At 52.5% G+C, this 18,344-nt stretch carries 18 protein-coding genes and 1 tRNA gene; 15 read left to right on the top strand and 4 right to left on the bottom strand.

Annotated elements, in window-relative coordinates:
* Positions 1 to 123 precede the first annotated feature (123 nt).
* Positions 124 to 2,682, top strand: a complete 2,559-nt coding sequence (locus CCY01nite_RS21175) for a TonB-dependent receptor (protein WP_146865971.1) — start codon at positions 124 to 126, stop codon at positions 2,680 to 2,682.
* A 71-nt stretch (positions 2,683 to 2,753) separates the two neighbouring features.
* Here CCY01nite_RS21175 and CCY01nite_RS21170 read toward each other — a convergent pair whose 3' ends face one another.
* Positions 2,754 to 3,410, bottom strand: coding sequence for a protein-L-isoaspartate(D-aspartate) O-methyltransferase (locus CCY01nite_RS21170; RefSeq protein WP_146865969.1), 657 nt, complete (start codon positions 3,408 to 3,410; stop codon positions 2,754 to 2,756).
* A gap of 102 nt (positions 3,411 to 3,512) precedes the next feature.
* Between CCY01nite_RS21170 and CCY01nite_RS21165 the strand changes: the two genes are divergently transcribed.
* Complete coding sequence (locus CCY01nite_RS21165) at positions 3,513 to 5,237, top strand: phospho-sugar mutase (protein ID WP_146865967.1); 1,725 nt, start codon at positions 3,513 to 3,515, stop codon at positions 5,235 to 5,237.
* Positions 5,234 to 6,184, top strand: coding sequence for a DUF2279 domain-containing protein (locus tag CCY01nite_RS21160; protein ID WP_146865965.1), 951 nt, complete (start codon positions 5,234 to 5,236; stop codon positions 6,182 to 6,184). Before CCY01nite_RS21165 ends, CCY01nite_RS21160 begins: the two co-directional genes overlap by 4 nt.
* Here the strand turns inward: CCY01nite_RS21160 and CCY01nite_RS21155 are convergent.
* On the bottom strand, positions 6,181 to 6,678 hold the full coding sequence (locus CCY01nite_RS21155) for a phosphoribosyltransferase family protein (protein ID WP_146865963.1): 498 nt from the start codon (positions 6,676 to 6,678) through the stop codon (positions 6,181 to 6,183). The genes CCY01nite_RS21160 and CCY01nite_RS21155 overlap by 4 nt on opposite strands.
* Positions 6,679 to 6,739: 61 nt before the next feature.
* On the opposite strand from CCY01nite_RS21155, the gene CCY01nite_RS21150 reads away from it, so the two are divergent.
* From CCY01nite_RS21150 to CCY01nite_RS21135, 4 genes are all read left to right on the top strand, one after another.
* Complete coding sequence (locus tag CCY01nite_RS21150; protein WP_146865961.1) at positions 6,740 to 8,032, top strand: 4Fe-4S dicluster domain-containing protein; 1,293 nt, start codon at positions 6,740 to 6,742, stop codon at positions 8,030 to 8,032.
* A gap of 10 nt (positions 8,033 to 8,042) precedes the next feature.
* Positions 8,043 to 8,822: a (Fe-S)-binding protein gene (locus CCY01nite_RS21145; RefSeq protein ID WP_146865959.1), complete on the top strand. Its 780-nt coding sequence runs from the start codon at positions 8,043 to 8,045 to the stop codon at positions 8,820 to 8,822.
* Between the two features lie 14 nt (positions 8,823 to 8,836).
* On the top strand, positions 8,837 to 9,346 hold the full coding sequence (locus CCY01nite_RS21140) for a hypothetical protein (protein WP_146865957.1): 510 nt from the start codon (positions 8,837 to 8,839) through the stop codon (positions 9,344 to 9,346).
* 83 nt (positions 9,347 to 9,429) lie between these two features.
* Positions 9,430 to 9,505: transfer RNA gene (locus CCY01nite_RS21135), tRNA-Gly, on the top strand.
* Positions 9,506 to 9,509: 4 nt separating this feature from the next.
* Here CCY01nite_RS21135 and CCY01nite_RS21130 read toward each other — a convergent pair.
* The gene (locus CCY01nite_RS21130) at positions 9,510 to 9,917 is read right to left on the bottom strand and encodes a type II toxin-antitoxin system HicB family antitoxin (protein WP_146865955.1); all 408 of its coding nucleotides are present in this window, start codon (positions 9,915 to 9,917) and stop codon (positions 9,510 to 9,512) included.
* 11 nt (positions 9,918 to 9,928) lie between these two features.
* The gene (locus tag CCY01nite_RS27140) at positions 9,929 to 10,120 is read right to left on the bottom strand and encodes a type II toxin-antitoxin system HicA family toxin (RefSeq protein WP_146865953.1); all 192 of its coding nucleotides are present in this window, start codon (positions 10,118 to 10,120) and stop codon (positions 9,929 to 9,931) included.
* A gap of 182 nt (positions 10,121 to 10,302) precedes the next feature.
* Between CCY01nite_RS27140 and miaB the strand changes: the two genes are divergently transcribed.
* The 8 genes from miaB (at position 10,303) to CCY01nite_RS21085 (ending at position 18,251) form a co-directional block, all read left to right on the top strand.
* Positions 10,303 to 11,715, top strand: a complete 1,413-nt coding sequence (gene miaB, locus CCY01nite_RS21120; RefSeq protein WP_146865950.1) for a tRNA (N6-isopentenyl adenosine(37)-C2)-methylthiotransferase MiaB — start codon at positions 10,303 to 10,305, stop codon at positions 11,713 to 11,715.
* 14 nt (positions 11,716 to 11,729) lie between these two features.
* Positions 11,730 to 12,974, top strand: coding sequence for a sigma-54 interaction domain-containing protein (locus tag CCY01nite_RS21115; protein WP_146865948.1), 1,245 nt, complete (start codon positions 11,730 to 11,732; stop codon positions 12,972 to 12,974).
* 19 nt (positions 12,975 to 12,993) lie between these two features.
* Positions 12,994 to 13,509 carry an LptE family protein gene (locus CCY01nite_RS21110; protein ID WP_186831189.1) on the top strand — a complete coding sequence of 172 codons (516 nt, stop codon included), beginning with the start codon at positions 12,994 to 12,996 and terminating at the stop codon, positions 13,507 to 13,509.
* A gap of 40 nt (positions 13,510 to 13,549) precedes the next feature.
* Positions 13,550 to 14,989, top strand: a complete 1,440-nt coding sequence (locus tag CCY01nite_RS21105; protein ID WP_146865944.1) for a DUF8458 domain-containing protein — start codon at positions 13,550 to 13,552, stop codon at positions 14,987 to 14,989.
* 8 nt (positions 14,990 to 14,997) lie between these two features.
* A complete protein-coding gene (gene secG / locus CCY01nite_RS21100; protein WP_146865942.1) occupies positions 14,998 to 15,378 on the top strand; it encodes a preprotein translocase subunit SecG in 381 nt (126 codons plus the stop codon).
* 88 nt (positions 15,379 to 15,466) lie between these two features.
* Positions 15,467 to 16,516, top strand: a complete 1,050-nt coding sequence (mltG, locus tag CCY01nite_RS21095) for an endolytic transglycosylase MltG (protein WP_146865940.1) — start codon at positions 15,467 to 15,469, stop codon at positions 16,514 to 16,516.
* Between the two features lie 35 nt (positions 16,517 to 16,551).
* A complete protein-coding gene (locus tag CCY01nite_RS21090; protein WP_146865938.1) occupies positions 16,552 to 17,523 on the top strand; it encodes a YihY/virulence factor BrkB family protein in 972 nt (323 codons plus the stop codon).
* Positions 17,524 to 17,648: 125 nt separating this feature from the next.
* Positions 17,649 to 18,251, top strand: coding sequence for a redoxin family protein (locus CCY01nite_RS21085; RefSeq protein WP_146865936.1), 603 nt, complete (start codon positions 17,649 to 17,651; stop codon positions 18,249 to 18,251).
* Positions 18,252 to 18,344 lie beyond the last annotated feature (93 nt).

Below are 18,344 nucleotides of genomic sequence, written 5' to 3'. Positions count from 1 at the left end.
GCACCTACTTTTGTGCGGGCAAATACTCTTTTCAAAAACAACGTCTAAATCAGAGTTAAAGAAAAATTCAGGATGAAACCGGTAAGGTTCCATCTTGCCCGTAAAAAACCACATAAATAACAGATGAAAAAATTGTTCGTTTTATTGATTGGATCACTTGTGATGCAGACGTACGCTGCCGCGCAGGCACCCCAGGGCGCAAGACCCGGCGCCGGTGCAGGCGGGCAGCAACGCGCGGCGATGCCCCAGATCGGTCATGTGTACGGTAAGCTGGTAGAGGCAAAGACCAGGCAGGCGGTAGAGTATGCTTCCGTAGCGCTCCTCCGCCAGAAAGATTCCAGTGTGGTAGGTGGAATGCTCAGCAAACCCAATGGCGATTTCAGCCTGGAACAACTGCCTTTCGGTCAGTTCATCCTTCGTATCAACTTCATGGGCTATAAACCTGTTTTCAAAAAAGTATCCGTAACGCCCCAAACCGTTTCCCAGGACCTGGGCAACATCCGCCTGGAAGCAAATCCCGAAGTACTGTCCGAAGTGGAAGTCACCGGCCAGCGCACCGCCTTCCAGATGAGCATTGATAAAAAGGTGTTCAATGTGGACAGGAACCTGACCAGCGTGGGCGGCACCGCGGCGGACGTACTCAAAAGCGTGCCCTCCGTGAATGTGGACATCGACGGGAACGTAAAGGTCCGCAACTCTTCTCCCAATATTTTTGTAGACGGGAAACCCAGCACATTAACGATCGACCAGATACCGGCGGACGCCATCGAAAGCGTGGAGCTGATCACCAACCCCTCCGCCAAATACGACGCGGAAGGCATGAGCGGCATCATCAACATCGTGCTGAAAAAGAACAAGAAAGCCGGTTTTAACGGTATGGTGATGGCTGGCGTTGGCACGAACGATAAATACAACGCCGGCGGTAACATCAATGCCCGGCAGGGTAAATGGAACGTTTCCGCCAACTATAACTTCAATGCGAACCGCAACTGGGGATCAGGACAAACAGACCGTACCAATTTCGGAACACAGGGCAGCGGCAACAACTACACCACGCAGAACAGCGACAGCCGTAACGGCGGACAGTTCCAGTTTGGAAAGCTGGGGGTGGATTATTACATCGATAACCGGAACACGATCTCCATTGGGCAGAACATCGTGCGCGGGTCTTTCAAAAATTATGAAGACCTGACCAGCGTATTCAGCGATGCGGACAAAACATTCACCGGCCAGAGCCAGCGCCTGTCCGACAACGAATTTGGCTTCCGCAATTATACCACCACCGCGGGCTTCAAGCATCTTTTCACCGAACCGAACAAGGAGCTGACGGCCGATTTCTCCATGAACAAAAGCAGCAATGAACGCAGCGGCGGCTTTAACACGCAGGCGCAGGACGTTAACGGCAGCCCCATCGGCGATCCGCGCTTCCAGTTCAATAATAGCGATGGCAAAACCGACTTTTACACCCTGCAGGCGGATTACGTAGACCCCGTGGGCACTACCGGCAAATTCGAAACAGGCGTAAAAGCTACCCTCCGCAACTACAGCAGCATCTATGATGTGTTTAACAGGAACAACGCGGGTGTGGACGAGCGCATCGACAGCCTGTCCACCGACTATAAATACAACGAACAGATCTACGCGGCTTACGTCAACTATGCGAACGTAGTCGGCAACTTCGGTTACCAGCTGGGATTGCGGGCGGAGCAGTATGTTTACGCGGGCGAGATCCCGAGCGAAAGCCTGAAGTTCAATCCAACGAAAGCAAGGCCCGGCCTCTTTCCAAGCGTGTATTTCTCCTACAAGCTCCCGAAAGAACAGGAACTGCAGCTGAACTATTCCCGCCGCGTGACCCGCCCGAACTTCTTCCAGCTGATCCCCTACCGGGACATCACCGATCCGCAAAACCAGCGCGAAGGCAATCCCGATCTGAAGCCCGAATACACCAACAGCCTCGAGTTTTCCTACATGAAAACCTGGAAGCTGCACAATGTGCTCGCATCGCTTTACTACCGCAATACCAACAACCTGATCACTTCCCTCAGTACGGTGATCGGCAAGGATTCGCTGCTCTCCACTTTCGTGAATGCCAGCAAAAGCCTTTCCTACGGCGCGGAGATAACGGTGAAGAACCAGATCGTAAAGGGTTGGGACATTACGACCAACGTAAACCTGTATCAGCAGGAAGTAGATGTGTTCAACGACAAGACCGGCAACTTCATCCGGAACAGCGGTTTCAGCTGGCTGGCGAAGATCAATTCCGAAACCAAGCTGCCCGCCAATTTCACCTTCCAGGTAACGGCCAATTACCAGGCGCCCACGATCACCCTGCCGCCCAGCAGCGGCGGCGGACGCGGTGGCGGTTTCATGATGATCCCCACCTCGGCGCAGGGCATGATCAAAGGGATGAATACGGTAGACCTGGCGCTGCGGAAAGACTTTCTGAAAGGCAAAAACCTTTCCGCCACCCTTTCCCTGAGCGATGTGTTCAATACCCGCCAGTATGAAATGGACCAGATGGATGAATCCTTCTCCCAATATTACCTGCGCAAACGCGAATCACGCATCCTGAAGCTGAACCTCAGCTACCGTTTCGGGAAGTTCGACACCCAGCTGTTCAAACGCCGGAGCAACCGCGGAGACCAGCAGGGGATGCAGATGGATACCGGCCAGGGTTTTTAATACGCACAGTTGTAGTTTCAGTATAATAGCAATAAAAAGGTCCCGATGGCTTCGGGACCTTTTTTAATGTCTTACCCGTTCTTCCCGGTAAGCATCGGCACAAACGAAAAATTGTCAAATACCTCCTCCTCATAATCATCCTCCCCCACCTTGGTAATGCGCAGCATGCGCTGAACATCCTGGCCGCCCACGGGTATCACCATCTTTCCACCGATCTTCAGCTGCCGCAGCAACTTGTCCGGTATATGCGGCGCCGCCGCGGTCACCAGCACCTTGTCGAACGGAGCATAGGTAGGCAATCCTTCATATCCGTCCCCGTAAAAGAAACGGAGGGTGGGATATTTTGATTTGAAGGGAAATTGTTTCACCTGCTCGAACAGCTTCTTTTGCCGCTCGATGGTGTACACATTGGCTTTCAGCTCACCGAGCACGCATGCCTGGTAAGCGCTGCCGGTGCCGATCTCCAGCACCTTTTCAAAAGGTTTGACTTCCAGCAGCTGCGTCTGGTAAGCCACGGTATAGGGTTGCGAGATGGTCTGCCCCTCCCCGATCGGAAATGCCCTGTCCTCATACGCGATCCCTTCAAACGCTGTGTCCAGGAAATAATGCCGGGGAATGTTGTTGATGGCTGCCAGTACATTTTCGTCCGTAATACCTTTCTGGCGGATGTTGTCCACCAGCTGCTTCCTTAGTCCTTTTTGCTTGTAATTGTCTTCGTACCGCCTCATGGCGCAAAAATAACATTCAATCTGCATAGATACATGGAGGTTCAGCAATTTCTCATTATTTTACAGCCCTAACGAAATTCGTGGCCCAAAAAAGATTAAACAATGGATGCAAACATTCTCAGCAAAGTAGAACAATGGCTGAATGGCGGGTATGACGCCGAAACCGTATCGACAATTGAAAAACTCCGTAAAGAGAACCCGGACGAGCTGACAGACGCATTTTACCGTAACCTGGAATTCGGTACCGGCGGCCTCCGCGGCGTAATGGGCGTAGGCACCAACCGCATGAACAAATACACCGTGGGCATGGCCACGCAGGGATTCGCCAACTATCTTAAAAAATCATTCACCGGGGAAATAAAGATGGCTATCGCGCACGACAGCCGCAACAACAGCCGCTACTTCGCGGAAGTGACCGCCAATGTGATGGCCGCGAACGGCATCAAGGTGTTCCTCTTTGAAAGCCTCCGTCCCACCCCGGAGCTTTCCTTCGCCATCCGCCACCTGCAATGCCAGGCCGGCGTGGTAGTGACCGCCTCCCATAACCCGCGGGAATATAACGGCTATAAAGCTTATTGGAACGACGGCGCGCAGCTGGTGCCGCCGCACGACAAAAACGTGATCCTGGAAGTGGACAAGATCAGCAGCATCGGAGAAGTGAACTGGACGGGTTGGGAGCAGAACATCACCCTCATCGGAAAAGACATCGACGAAGCATACCTGAACATGCTGAAAGGGCTGAGCGTATACCCGGAAATAGTGGCCAAACAAAACGATCTCAAGATCGTATATACGCCCATCCACGGTACGGGCATCACCCTAGTGCCCGAGATCCTGAAACGCTTCGGCTTCACCAACGTGCATATCGTGGAAGAGCAAGCCCAGCCGGACGGCAACTTCCCCACCGTTGTATATCCGAACCCGGAAGAATCCGAAGCCATGAGCATCGGCCTGAAAAAAGCCGCTGCCCTGGATGCGGACATCCTGCTGGGCACCGACCCGGATTCCGATCGTGTAGGCATCGCCGTGAAAGATCATACCGGCAAATGGATTTTGCTCAATGGTAACCAGACCGCCGTGCTGCTTTTCAACTACATCATCGAAGCCCGCAAAAGCAAGGGCCTCACGCAGCCGAACGACTACATCTGCAAAACCGTGGTGACCTCCGACCTGATCGATGTGTTCGCCGCCACCAACAATATTAAATGTTACAACACCCTCACCGGTTTTAAATGGATCGCGGACCTGATCCGCCGCAAGGAAGCCACGGAAAACTTTATCTGCGGCGGCGAAGAATCCTACGGTTATATGATCGGTGATAATGTGCGGGATAAAGACGCCATCGCTTCCGTAGCCATGATCTGCGAAATGGCCGCCTACGCGAAGAATGAAGGCAAATCCCTCTTCGAGCAGCTGATCGATATTTACCTGAAATACGGCTTCTACAAAGAATCGCTGATCTCCATCACCAAAAAAGGCATGAAAGGCGCCGAAGAGATCGCGGAAATGATGACCGTTTACCGCGACAACCCGCCGAAAGCGATCAACGGCTCACCTGTTGTGAAGCTGTTCGATTACCAGCTGCAAAAAGTGACCAATATCGCTACCGGCGAAACCACCAGCATCGATCTTCCGAAATCGAACGTGCTGCAATTCCTGCTGGAAGACGGCAGCCGCATTTCCGCCAGACCTTCCGGCACAGAACCGAAGATCAAATTTTACTTCAGCGTGCATGAGCCGCTGGACAGCGTGGCCGACCTCGAAAGAGTGGAGCAGCTGCTGGACGGCAAGGTGACCAATATTATTCACGATATGAAGCTTGGATGATCCGGCAACAACGAACATCGTTTAATAAAGGCAAGGCGGTACTATCGCTTTGCCTTTGTTGTTTATGCATCGCTCACAATCTGAGCGCGCAGCGGGATTCGGTGAACAGGGCGAAGGTCGGGGGGCTGAGCGCCGCCACCGCGGCGGTATACACAGGATCGTTGTTTTTATTGAACGAATACTGGTATAAGGATTATCCGAAGAAAAGCTTTCATACGCTGAACGATTTTGGCGAATGGCTGCAGGTGGATAAATTCGGTCATGCCTACAGCGCCTACACGCTCGCGGTGTACAGCCGGGAGCTGTGGCGGTGGAGCGGGCTGCCGCGCAAGCAGCAGATATGGATCGGGGGGATGAGCGGGTTTGCTTACCAGTCCGTGATAGAATTGCTGGACGCACATTCCGCGCACTGGGGGTTTTCCTGGAGCGACATGGGCGCCAATGCCACCGGCGCTGCCGCCATGATCAGCCAGGAATTACTGTGGAACGAGCAACGCATCCAGCTGAAATTCTCGGCCACGCGCAAACGCTATAACGATCCCATATTGCGCGCCCGCGCGGATGAACAGTTCGGGGACATCCTGCTGGAACGCATCCTCAAAGACTATAACGCGCAGACCTACTGGCTTTCCGTCAACCCCTCTTCTTTTATGAAAGACAGCAATTTCCCGAAATGGCTGAACATTGCCATCGGCTACGGCGCGGACGGATTGTATGCGGCGGACGACAATACATGGGAAGACGCGGAAGGGCATCATTTCAACTATGCGCACATCCACCGCACCCGTCAATTCTACCTCTCTCCCGATATCGATTTCACGCGCATCCCTACACGAAAAAAAGGACTGAAAGTACTGTTCCGGATACTGAACAGCATCAAATTCCCCGCGCCCGCGCTGGAAGTGAACAGCGCCGGCAGGATCAGGATGCATGCGGTATTCTTTTAAACGAGATAAGCGGAGTGGATCTCTTCGCCGTTCACATCTACCATCACCATGTCCTGCAACGTGGTGGCCAGGCTGTACCCGACAAAGTCAACGGACAAAGGAAAGGATTTATGCCGGCGGTCTACCAGCACGGCCGTTTGTATTTTCTTGGGCAGGAATTGCAAAAAAGGTTTGAGGGCGTATAACATGGTACGGCCTGAATTGGCCACATCATCGATCAGGATGATCACCTTGCCGTTGAAGTCAAGTTCGTGGGACAATGTTACATCGAGGGGATGCTGTTTGTCCAGCTTTATTTCCATCACATCAATATGGAAAGACGCGATACGCCGGAGATGCGCCGCGATCTTCGCCGTGAGGATGGAGCCACGGTCCCAGATGCCGGCCAGGATAATGGAAGACTCATTATAGTTGTGCTCATATATTTCATAAGCAATCCGTTCGATCTTCTTTTCAATCGCTTCCTGCGTAAGGATCACGTTCTTATTTTCCATATAGCGGTTTTGCAGCCGTAAAAATACATAAATTGCAACAACAACAGGTCAAATCAAGGATATGCAAATTGTTTATCAACTTCTCTTTTTAATCGTGCTGGTTGCGGCAGTCTGGCTGTTCACGCACAGGGTGCTGGCGATCCGGCGGAACATCCTGCTCGGAAGGGACACTGACCTCACCGATCAGCCCGCCAGGCGCTGGAAAAACCTGCTACTGCTGGCGTTCGGGCAAAAGAAGATGTTCCGCAACCCGCTGGTGGCGGTATTGCATTTCTTCGTATATGCGGGCTTCATTATCATTAATATTGAAATACTGGAGATCATCATAGACGGGCTGGCGGGTACACATCGTATATTCGCGCCCGTTTTAGGCTCCCTGTACCTGGTGCTGATCGGTTGCTTCGAGATACTGGCGGTGCTGGTGGCCGTTTCCTGCGCCATCTTCCTCGTACGCCGCAATATCATCAAGCTGAAACGCTTCATCAGCAAGGACCTCGATGGATGGCCGCGGTCAGACGCCAACTACATCCTGCTGACGGAGATCGTGCTGATGCTGCTGTTCCTCACCATGAACACGGCGGACCAGGCATTGCAGGCGCGCGGTGCGGCACATTACCTGCCCACCGGCGATTTCTGGGTTACCGGTCATTTCGTTCCCTTGTTCTCCGGGCTTTCCGATTCCGCGCTGATAGCGGTGGAGCGCGGGGCCTGGTGGCTGCACATCCTCGGCGTGCTCGCCTTCCTGAACTACCTGCCATTTTCCAAACACCTGCATATCATCCTCGCATTTCCCAACGCTTACTATACGGACCTGCGGCCGAAAGGCAAAATGGAAAACATGCCGGCCATACAGCAGGAAGTGTTGTACGCCATGCAGCCGGAGCTGGCCGCCAACGCACCGGCTTCCGATACCGTACCGAAATTCGGCGCGAAAGATATCCAGGACCTTACCTGGAAAAACCTGCTGGACGCTTACGCCTGCACGGAATGCGGCAGATGCTCCGCCGCTTGTCCCGCCACACAGACAGGCAAAGCCCTTTCTCCCCGCCTTATCATGATGAAAACGCGGGACCGCGCGGAAGAAGTGGGGCGCAGCAAAACGCCGGATACCAAAAGCCTGCTGCGGGATTATATTACCGAAGAAGAACTGCGCGCCTGCACCACCTGCAACGCCTGCGTGGAGGAATGCCCGGTGAGCATCAACCCGCTGCATATCATTTTGCAGATGCGGAGGCACCTGGTGATGGAGGAATCCAGCGCACCGCAGGAATGGAACATGATGTTCTCCAACATTGAAAATAACATGGCGCCCTGGAAATTCAGTCCGGATGACCGCGACGCCTGGGCACAATAAAACCGAATATATGCAGATCAAAACGATGGCTGAATATTTTGCGAACGGCGAAACACCGGAAGTGCTCTTCTGGATAGGATGCGCCGGCAGCTTTGACCAGCGCGCGCAAAAGATCACCAGGGCATTTGCAGCCATACTGGATAAAGCCGGCATACCATTCGCCATTCTCGGCAAGGAAGAAACCTGCACCGGTGATCCCGCCCGCAGGGCCGGCAACGAATTCCTCTTCCAGATGATGGCCTATAATAACATCCAGGTGCTGAACAACTATGGCGTGAAAAAGATCGTCACTGCCTGCCCGCATTGCTTCAACACCATCAAAAACGAATACCCGCAGCTGGGCGGGGAATATGAAGTGCTGCACCATGCCACTTACCTCCAACAGCTGATCGACAACGGCCGTATCAAAATGAAAGAAGGCGGCGCCTTCAAAGGTAAAAAGATCACTTACCACGATTCCTGCTACCTCGGCCGCGCGAACGGCATTTACGAAGCCCCCCGTCAGGTGCTGGAAGCCCTCGACGCCGAGCTGGTGGAAATGAAACGATGCCGCAGCAAAGGGCTCTGCTGCGGAGCCGGCGGCGCACAGATGTTCAAGGAAGAAGAAAAAGGCAGCACCCGCGTGAACTTCGCCCGGGGGCACGAAGCCGTAGCCACCGGCGCCTCCGTGATCGCCGCCAACTGCCCTTTTTGCATGACCATGCTCACAGACGGCGTAAAGGAAGCCGGTAAGGAAGAAGAGGTGAAGGTGCTGGACATCGCCGAAATGATCGAACAAAACATGCAATAGCTTAACTTTGCAGTATGAACACAGATATCAAACATATATTACCGCAGGACTTCTCCCCCACTTCAAGGGTCTGGATATACCAAAGCAACCGCCCCTTCGGTGAAAGGGAAGCGGAAGAGATCGAAGAGCAGCTTCACCAGTTCACCGTACAATGGAATTCACACGGCGTACCCGTAAAAGGATGGGGCCGGCTGCTGTTCAACCAGGTGATCATACTCATGGCCGATGAAACGGAAGCAGGCGTCAGCGGCTGCAGCACGGACAGTTCCGTGAGGGTGATCAAAAGCCTGGAACGCCAGTATGAAGTGAATCTTTTTGACCGCCTGCTGCTGGGGTTCCTCGTAAAGGAAAAGCTGCAGTTATTGCCTATGGCGCAGGTAAGCTACGCCCTCGAAAAAGGGTACATCTCCCGCGATACGATCTATCTTAATAATACGGTGCAAACGAAGCAGGAGCTGGAAGCCCACTGGCTTATTCCGCTGAAGGAAAGCTGGCTGGCGAATAAATTAGGGCAGACCGCTTAAAAATTGTAACCGAACAACTATATTTGTGACCGGCAGTGTTAAGCGCTGCCGTTTTTCTTTGACGGAACGGCTGAATTTCAAAAGCGGGAATAGCTCATTTGGTAGAGCATCAGCTTCCCAAGCTGAGGGTGGCCGGTTCGAGCCCGGTTTCCCGCTCCATTTTTCACAGCTTCACACTTAACAGTTCCCTGCCCAGATCATGCAACCCCTTTTCGATCCTTTTTTTCTGCCGCTCGGATGCCATGGCAAGCCCGGCTTTGTATTGCCTTAACAGCGACGCATTCAGCCCGATCCGCTTGGCGAAGTTGGTAACGTCCAACATGCCGAAATGGGCGAAAATGCTTGGAAGATCGTATTTATAGATATACTCAAAATTGCCGTCGTGTAAATCAGGATCGGGCGTGCCTTCTTCCGCGTTCAGATCCAGTACGGCTTGTAACGCATCGATAAAATCATTTTTGGCTTCCGGTATGGTTTTCGCGTAGCCTGTTATTCCGGGAAGATCGCTTGAGTAAGTACCGAAGCCGGTTGATGATGCTTCAACGACCACGATTAATTTCTTCTTTTTCATATCCTTCGTTATTACTGTTTTTTTATAATGCCTGCCAGCTTCATGATACTTCTGAAAGTACCGAACGGAACTTCCTGGCTTCCATGTTTTCCTACCGGTATCTTCTTTGGTTTTGTTGGATGAGCATAAACATGATGTTTACCCGTTCTGCTGATATACCACCCGTCACGTTCCAGTATACGGTACAATTCCGAAAACTTCATCTTCAGTTGGGTTGATTACACAAACAATGGTTTACCCCACAAATATAACACACCCGTTATAAACTTCCAAATTTTTATAACACAAGTGTTATTATCAATACCTTAACACGCCCCATCACATTTACCCTGTCATTCTGTCATTTTTTTATGTATTTTTGCGGTTCTTAAATTTGGACAGGATAATGCTGGAGATCGTAGATAAGACCCATGATGAAAGCCGCCAGGGAGAAGCCGTAGCCCCCCAGGCCGGAGACACCCGCGTATACACAAAAAAGTTCTATATAGAAAGTTATGGCTGCCAGATGAATTTCAACGACAGCGAAATCGTGGCCTCCATTCTCAATAAAGAAGGCTTCGGCGCCACCCGCAACGCGGAAGAAGCAGACCTCGTGCTGCTCAATACCTGCTCCATCCGCGAAAAAGCAGAGCAGACCGTCCGCAAGCGCCTCACCGAATTCAAAAAGACCAAAAAGAACCGCCCCGGCTTCCTCGTCGGCGTACTCGGCTGCATGGCGGAACGCCTCAAAGCCCAGTTCCTCGAACAGGAAAAACTGGTAGACCTCGTTGTGGGCCCGGACGCATACCGCACCCTCCCCGCCCTCATCGAAGAAGCCGAAACCGGCCAGAAAGCCATCAATGTGCTGCTCAGCCGCGAAGAAACATATGCGGACATCAGTCCCGTTCGCCTCAACAGCAACGGCGTCACCGCCTTCGTTTCCATCATGCGCGGCTGCAACAACATGTGCGCCTTCTGCGTAGTGCCCTTCACCCGTGGCCGCGAACGCAGCCGCGACCAGTATTCCATCATAGCGGAAGCCACCGATCTTTTTGAAAACGGGTACCGCGAAGTCACACTGCTCGGACAGAATGTAGACTCCTACTATTTTGTAGATGAGCAGAAAGACGAAACCGTCACTTTTGCCGGCCTCCTGGAAAAAGTAGCCGCCATCAGCCCGCTGCTGCGCATCCGCTTTTCCACCTCCCATCCCAAGGATATCACCGACGATGTGCTGTTCGCCATGGCCCGCCATGAGAACATCTGCAACTATATCCATCTTCCCGTACAAAGCGGCAGCACCCGCATCCTGCAGCTGATGAACCGCACCTACACCCGGGAATGGTACATGAAAAAAGTAGACCGTATCCGCGAAATACTGCCGGATTGCGGGTTGTCAACAGATATCATCACCGGCTTCTGCACCGAAACCGAAGAAGATCACCAGGATACCCTGGCGGTGATGGAATATGCGCATTACGACCTGGCTTACATGTTCGCCTACTCCGAAAGGCCCGGTACCCTGGCCGCGCGCCGCTACCAGGACGATGTGCCGGAAGAAGTGAAGAAACGCAGGCTGGCCGAAGTAGTGGCGCTGCACCGCAGGCATACCCTCGAAAGCATGCAGCAGGATGTAGGCAAAACATTCTCCGTACTGATCGAAGGCGTTTCCAAACGTTCGGAAGACGACCTGTTCGGCCGCAACGATCAGAACAAGGTAGTGGTATTCCCCAAAGGGAACCATCAGAAGGGAACGTACGTAAAAGTAAAGATAGAAGCATGTACCGCCGGTACGTTGCTCGGAAAAGTAGTTGATTGACAAAACCCGAAAGCATGGACAACATTCAAAGCATAAAAAACCGCTTCGGCATCATCGGCAACTCGCAGGCATTGAACTATGCCCTGCAGGTGGCCTCCCAGGTAGCCAATACCGATCTCACGGTATTGATATCCGGCGAAAGCGGCGTTGGTAAGGAAGTATTCTCACAGATCATACACGCGCTCAGCGCCCGTAAACATAATCCGTTCATCGCTGTGAACTGCGGAGCCATCCCGGAAGGCACCATCGACTCCGAACTGTTCGGCCATGAAAAAGGCTCCTTCACCGGGGCGGTAGACAGCCGAAAGGGATATTTCGAAACCGTGAACGGCGGCACCATTTTTCTCGACGAGATCGGTGAAATGCCGCTTGGCACCCAGGCCCGCCTGCTGCGCGTGCTGGAAACCGGCGAATACATCCGCGTAGGCTCTTCAAAAGTCCAGAAAACAGACGTGCGCGTGATCGCCGCCACCAACCGCGACCTGCTGGAAAGCACCCACCAGGGCAAGTTCCGTGAAGACCTGTATTACCGTCTTAATACCGTTCCCATCCGCGTACCCGCGCTGCGGGACCGGAAAGAAGACATCCACATGCTCTTCCGCAAGTTCTGCGTGGATTTCGCGGAACGCTACAAAACAACCTCCGTACAGCTCGACGACGAAGCCCGCGAAATACTGATCAATTACCCCTGGCGCGGCAACGTGCGGGAATTGAAGAACATCGCGGAACAGATATCGGTACTCGCCACAGACAAGCTGGTGACCGCCGCCGACCTTCGCCGTTTCCTGCCGGAACAGCCCGCCGTGAACCGCCTGCCCATGCTGGCCCCGCCGCAGGGGAATGTCAATGGCGGCGATTTTGCAAGCGAAAGGGATATTCTCTACAAGCTCTTCTTCGACATGAAAAAAGATGTCACCGAGCTGAAGAAAATGTTCTTTGAAGTGCTGCAAAATCCATCGCTGGCGCATAGCAATACTTACCAGGACGGCGACGTGGTGCATCACCATAATTTTCCGCCCGCGGAAGTAGCGCCATCCAATATCATTCAGCCACAGCAGCCCTTTATTATACAGGACAGCAACAAAATAGACCATCACGAAGAAGTGGAGGAAACCTTGTCCATTGCCGACAAGGAAAAAGAGCTGATCGAAAAGGCACTGAAAAAGCACAAAGGAAAACGCAAAGACGCCGCGCTGGATCTCGGCATTTCGGAACGGACTTTGTATAGAAAACTGAAGGAATATAATATCAATGAGTAAATCCGGAACCCATCGACCTATGGCCAGGACACTTGCCTGCTTCGCAAGCATCAGCCTGTGGCTGCTTTCAGCGGCCTGCTCTGTAAAATATTCAGCCAGCGGCGCCAGCATCGACCCTGAGGCCAAAACGGTGAACGTACGTTTTATTGAAAACCGCGCGCCGAACAATAATCCGCAGCTCAGCCAGCAGCTCACCGAAAAGCTGCGGCAAAAGATACTGGCGCAGACCCGCCTGACGCAAACGAACGATCAGAATGCAGACTATGAATTTAAGGGGACCATCACGGGATATTCCATCTCCAACGCCGCGGTAACGGACATCGACAAGCCCGCATCCGCCCGTCTGACCGTGACTGTCAACATTACCTTCCTGAAACGGATCGGTGACAAGAAAGGCTTTAACAGCCAGTCCTTCTCCCGCTCCGAGGATTTTAATGCCACCCTGACGATCAATGAAGCCGAGCCAAGAATCCTGCCCAACATCGTCACCAACCTGGCAGACGATATCTTTAACAGGGCATTCGCCAACTGGTAGCAGCTATTTGATTTAAGTATTATTTTCATATTTTAGCGCCATGACCGCCAACAGGATCATCCACCATATTTTTAACCAACCGGACCTCCGGCAAGTTGACCAGGCTGAGCTGGAACGGCTGGTAGAAACGTATCCCTATTTTGCGGCGGCGCAGCTGTTGCTGGCACAAAAACAATTCCCCGCACACAAAGATCTCACCGCCCCGGCGATAAAAAAAGCGCAGCTGTACAGCAGCTCCCCGCAGCATTTTTACCAGTTGCTGACGGAGCCCATACCGGCGCTCCATAAGGAAGAACTGATCGAAGCCGCGGAAGATGAGATCGCCGGATACGATGCCCTGACGCATGAAGTAGTAGAAGAAACAGGAACAGATCACCCGGAGCACCTCGATAAAGATGAACTGCTGGAAGCCGTGGAAGATGAGATCGCCGGATACGACGCCCTGACGCATGAAGTGGTGGAAGAAGCCGGAACGGATCACATCACAACGCACGAAACAAGCGAAGCAGCGGAACACACGGAAGAAATACCGGAAGAAGAAAAAGATGAGATCGTTGCCGTTGATTATGAGCCGATAAAAGAACAGGAAGAGAAGGAACAGGCCGATGAAATACTCGGAGAAGAAAAAGACGAGATCGTAGCTATTGATTATGAACCGATAAAAGAACAGGAGGAGAAGGAACAGGCCGATGAAATACTCGGAGAAGAAAAAGACGAGATCGTGGCGGTTGATTACGAACCGGTAAAAGAACAGGAGGAAAAGGAACAGGCCGATGAAATACTCGGAGAAGAAAAAGACGAGATCGTAGCGATTGATTATGAACCGATAAAAGAGCAGGAAGAGAAGGAACAAGCCGATCCGGTAAAAGCACCCGGAACACCACCCGCTTACGAACCGGAAATAGAGGAAGAAGAAATCGTGCTGACGGCAGACGCAGAACCGGAAGGACAATTGGCCGCCGGCCTCACCCTCCCCGGCATCGCGGAGGAAAACCTGGAAGAAGGGCCCATCAGGATTCATCCGATGGACACCCCGGCAGAGGAAACCACTCTCACCTTCCAGCCACTGTACACAGATGACTATTTTGCCTATAAAAAGCTGAAAGACCCGAATAATGCAGAAATGATGAATGAAAAAGCACAGGCGGAAATGAGAAGCTTTACGGACTGGCTGCGGGAGCTGAAAGACACCTTTACAGCCGGCAAAGCCACCAAGAACTGGTACCAGCAGCAAATGCACCGGTTGTATGAAGACGAAGAACCGGAAGTATCAGAAAGAGTGGAAAAAATGGCGATGGACTCCATCACTTTTAATAATGATGTGGTGTCTGAAACCCTCGCCGAAATCTGGGTACGCCAGCACCAGCACGCAAAAGCGATAGATATCTATCAAAAATTAAGTTTGCTTAATCCCGACAAAAACGCTTATTTTGCGCAAAAGATCAAAGAATTACAATTACTAACAGACAACAATAAATAGCAACGAACATGTTGATTTTCTTTGGAATATTGATCGTGGTAGCCTGTATTTTACTGGGCTTCTTTGTGCTGGTGCAAAACCCCAAAGGCGGCGGTCTCTCCGGCACCTTCGGCGGTTTCGGTAACCAGGTGATGGGCGTGCGCCAGACAACGGACGTGCTGGAAAAAGGTACCTGGATACTCGCAGCTGTGATCGCCATCCTCTGCCTCACATCCGCCATGTTCATCAGCAGAGGCCCCGGCGGAAGCACACAGCAAAAAAGCACGATCGAACAGCAAGGCGGCGGCATCGGCACACCAGCCCCCGCAGCCGGCGGAACCGCAGCTCCCTTCCAGCAAGGACAGCAGCAGCAGCAACCCGCAGCTCCCCAACCCGATTCTGGCAAATAATATTATCAACTATAATATTTACAGAAGCCTCGCCGTTGAAAGCGGGGCTTTTTGTTGGCACAACCGCCCCTGATCATATCGCAATCCCATGAAAAACAAAGCGAAGAATCAAAACTCGCCCTGGGTCCGCCGCATCGCCGTAGCGCTGGCCTGCCTGCTCGCCGGTGGCCTCGTGCTCGCCGCCTGGCTGCTGATGGGCCCCAACACAAGAGCCTTTGGCGATAAAAAATACTTCTACGTACGCACCGGCAGCAATTACCAGGACGTACTCGAAGGACTGAAAGAGCAAGGCATCATCGGGTCCGCCGCCACCTTCAACATCGTGGCAAAAAAGCTCGATTACCCCGCCCGCGTGAAAGCCGGCCGCTACGAGATCAAAAAAGGCATGAGCAACCTCGAGATCGTGCGCGCCCTCCGCTCCGGCCGCCAGGCCCCCGTCAGGCTCGTCATCAACAAGCTCCGCACGAAAGACGACTTCGTTCGCCTCGTATCCCGCAACCTGGAAGCAGACTCCCTCACCATGCAGGCCCTCCTGCAGGACCCCGTATACCTCCGGCAATTCGGGCTGGACACCAATACCGTCATGAGCGCCGTAATGCCCGACACCTACGAATTTTTCTGGAATACCAGCGCCGTCAAAGTCTTTGAAAAACTGGAAAATAATTACGAAAAATTCTGGACGGACGAACGCAAATCCAAAGCCACCACACTCGGGCTCAGCCCCGCCGAAGTCACCATACTCGCCTCCATCGTGGAAGAAGAAACAAACCGCCACGACGAAAAACCCGCCATGGCCAGCGTTTATCTCAACCGCCTCCGCACCGGCATGCGCCTCGGCGCCGATCCCACCGTGAAGTTCGCCCTGAAGAACTTCGCGTTGAAACGCATCCGCGGCGAACACCTGGAATACGATTCCCCCTACAACACCTACCGCTATTCCGGCCTGCCCCCCGGCCCCATCTGCACCCCCTCCGCAAAGTCCATCGACGCCGTGCTCACACCCGCCGACACAGAATACCTGTATTTCTGCGCCAGGCCGGATTATAGTGGGTATCACGACTTTGCCAGCAACTACAGGGAGCACATGCAAAACGCCCGGGCTTATCAGAAATGGTTGAACTCCCGTAATATCAAATAGTTTGTATTTTTACGGTAACCCAACAAATTCCCCGGATGATCGATGTAGAAAAAATCGTACTGGAATCAAAGCCTGTCAGATGGACCATTCACAAAAGTAAATCGCTGGTGCTGCCGGGTTTTGACGGCGCTCCCCTGTACGATGTCATCGTTTTTTTCCTGAAAGAGACCGCGCGCGAAAGCCTCACCGAACGCGCCGCCGCCATCTCGTTCAACTTTCTGCTCGCCATCCCCCCCTTCTTCATTTTTATATTCACCCTGGTGCCCTTCATTCCGTTACAAAATGTAGAGCCCACGTTATACGACCTCGCGGAAACATTAACGCCGAATTATAACAGCTACAAGATCGTGCGGGATATGATCCACGACTTCCTGTACACGCAGCGCAATACATTGCTGTCATTCGCCTTCATCCTCAGCTTTTACTATTCCTCCAACGGCGTGATGGGCATGCTGCATTCTTTCGACAAACTGCTGCCCGGCTTTAACCGGCGCACCTGGTGGCAAACGCGGCTCACGGCGCTGAAGCTCACCATCTTCCTCGTACTGCTGCTGTTCGCCACCGTTATACTCATCATCATGCAGGGACAGCTGATGAAACTGGTGCTGGAAACCATCGGCATCCGCAATTCATTCACGCAGTTCGCGATCGGCGCGGCCAGGTGGACGCTCATCGTATTGCTGTTCTTTTCGATCATCTCCGTCATATACCGCTTCGGCCCCGCCACAAAGAAAAAATGGAAATTCATCTCCGCCGGCGCCACCTTCGCCACCATTTCCATGATCGTCGTAACCCTCGGATTCTCCTTCTGGGTCACCAATTTTGCGCAATACAACCAGATCTACGGCTCAATCGGCACCATCCTTGTACTGATGCTGGTGGTATATTTCAATTCGTTCATTTTACTGGTGGGATTTGAGTTGAATACCAGCATTTCCACGCTGAAAGAGATCGCCGCACAGCGGGAAGAAGACGAAAAAGGACCTGAGTTACAAGGCTTATCGTAAAATGTGTTGTACGGTTTCAATAAAAGTGGGAAATACCGTAATTTCATATCGACTGTAAACCGGAAAGATGAGCCTATGAAGAGATCTTGCACGGACACCCGCCAGAAAAATCAAAATAAAAGCCGATGAAACTGCAATTTGTTTTGTTACTCGTTGCTGCCATATGGCTGACCGCGTTCCGGTCCCCATACGCACTGGACGTAGGCGCCAGGCTGCCGAAAGCCGACATCAAAATGAAGGACGTGTCAGGAAAGGAAGTTTCCCTGAATGACGCCAAAAAGGCAAACGGCCTGCTCGTGATGTTCAGCTGCAACACCTGCCCATATGTGGCGCGTAACCAGGCACGCACCCGGGAGATCTGCCAGTATGCGCTGAAGAACAATATCGGCGTGATCCTCGTCAATTCCAACGAAGCAGCCCGCTCCGGCGGAGATTCTTACGAAGCCATGCAGCGTTACGCCAAAGGCCAGCAATATAACTGGTACTATGTAGTGGACAGGAATAATGCCATCGCCGACGCATTTGCGGCAGACCGCACACCGGAATGTTACCTGTTCGATAAAAATGCCGTACTCGTATACAAAGGCGCGATCGACGACAACCCCGGCAACGAAGGCGGCGTAAAGGAAAAATACCTGCATAACGCCATCAGCGCGGTATTGGGAGGGAAAAAAGTGGAAGTAACCTCCACCGCCTCCGTGGGCTGCGGCATCAAACGAAAATTGTAATCAGGACATACCCGGCTCCCGCCGGTTCTAAAAAAGGTCTTCTGCGGAAGACCTTTTTTATGGCCCTTATATTAACATCCCAATAGCAAAAAA

The sequence above is a fragment of the Chitinophaga cymbidii genome, from assembly GCF_007992715.1.
GTDB classification, from domain to species: Bacteria; Bacteroidota; Bacteroidia; order Chitinophagales; family Chitinophagaceae; genus Chitinophaga; species Chitinophaga cymbidii.
This window is presented reverse-complemented; position numbering and strand designations above follow the sequence as displayed.

Coding starts and splice junctions, on each gene's coding strand:
- CCY01nite_RS21140 (WP_146865957.1), top strand. CDS start 8,837: ATGAACACAGATATCAAACATATATTACCGCAGGACTTCTCCCCCACT.
- CCY01nite_RS21105 (WP_146865944.1), top strand. CDS start 13,550: ATGACCGCCAACAGGATCATCCACCATATTTTTAACCAACCGGACCTC.
- CCY01nite_RS21165 (WP_146865967.1), top strand. CDS start 3,513: ATGGATGCAAACATTCTCAGCAAAGTAGAACAATGGCTGAATGGCGGG.
- CCY01nite_RS21130 (WP_146865955.1), bottom strand. CDS start 9,917: ATGAAAAAGAAGAAATTAATCGTGGTCGTTGAAGCATCATCAACCGGC.
- CCY01nite_RS21085 (WP_146865936.1), top strand. CDS start 17,649: ATGAAACTGCAATTTGTTTTGTTACTCGTTGCTGCCATATGGCTGACC.
- secG (WP_146865942.1), top strand. CDS start 14,998: ATGTTGATTTTCTTTGGAATATTGATCGTGGTAGCCTGTATTTTACTG.
- CCY01nite_RS21155 (WP_146865963.1), bottom strand. CDS start 6,678: ATGGAAAATAAGAACGTGATCCTTACGCAGGAAGCGATTGAAAAGAAG.
- CCY01nite_RS21175 (WP_146865971.1), top strand. CDS start 124: ATGAAAAAATTGTTCGTTTTATTGATTGGATCACTTGTGATGCAGACG.
- CCY01nite_RS21090 (WP_146865938.1), top strand. CDS start 16,552: ATGATCGATGTAGAAAAAATCGTACTGGAATCAAAGCCTGTCAGATGG.
- miaB (WP_146865950.1), top strand. CDS start 10,303: ATGCTGGAGATCGTAGATAAGACCCATGATGAAAGCCGCCAGGGAGAA.
- CCY01nite_RS21160 (WP_146865965.1), top strand. CDS start 5,234: ATGATCCGGCAACAACGAACATCGTTTAATAAAGGCAAGGCGGTACTA.
- mltG (WP_146865940.1), top strand. CDS start 15,467: ATGAAAAACAAAGCGAAGAATCAAAACTCGCCCTGGGTCCGCCGCATC.
- CCY01nite_RS21170 (WP_146865969.1), bottom strand. CDS start 3,410: ATGAGGCGGTACGAAGACAATTACAAGCAAAAAGGACTAAGGAAGCAG.
- CCY01nite_RS21145 (WP_146865959.1), top strand. CDS start 8,043: ATGCAGATCAAAACGATGGCTGAATATTTTGCGAACGGCGAAACACCG.
- CCY01nite_RS21150 (WP_146865961.1), top strand. CDS start 6,740: ATGCAAATTGTTTATCAACTTCTCTTTTTAATCGTGCTGGTTGCGGCA.
- CCY01nite_RS21115 (WP_146865948.1), top strand. CDS start 11,730: ATGGACAACATTCAAAGCATAAAAAACCGCTTCGGCATCATCGGCAAC.
- CCY01nite_RS21110 (WP_186831189.1), top strand. CDS start 12,994: ATGGCCAGGACACTTGCCTGCTTCGCAAGCATCAGCCTGTGGCTGCTT.
- CCY01nite_RS27140 (WP_146865953.1), bottom strand. CDS start 10,120: ATGAAGTTTTCGGAATTGTACCGTATACTGGAACGTGACGGGTGGTAT.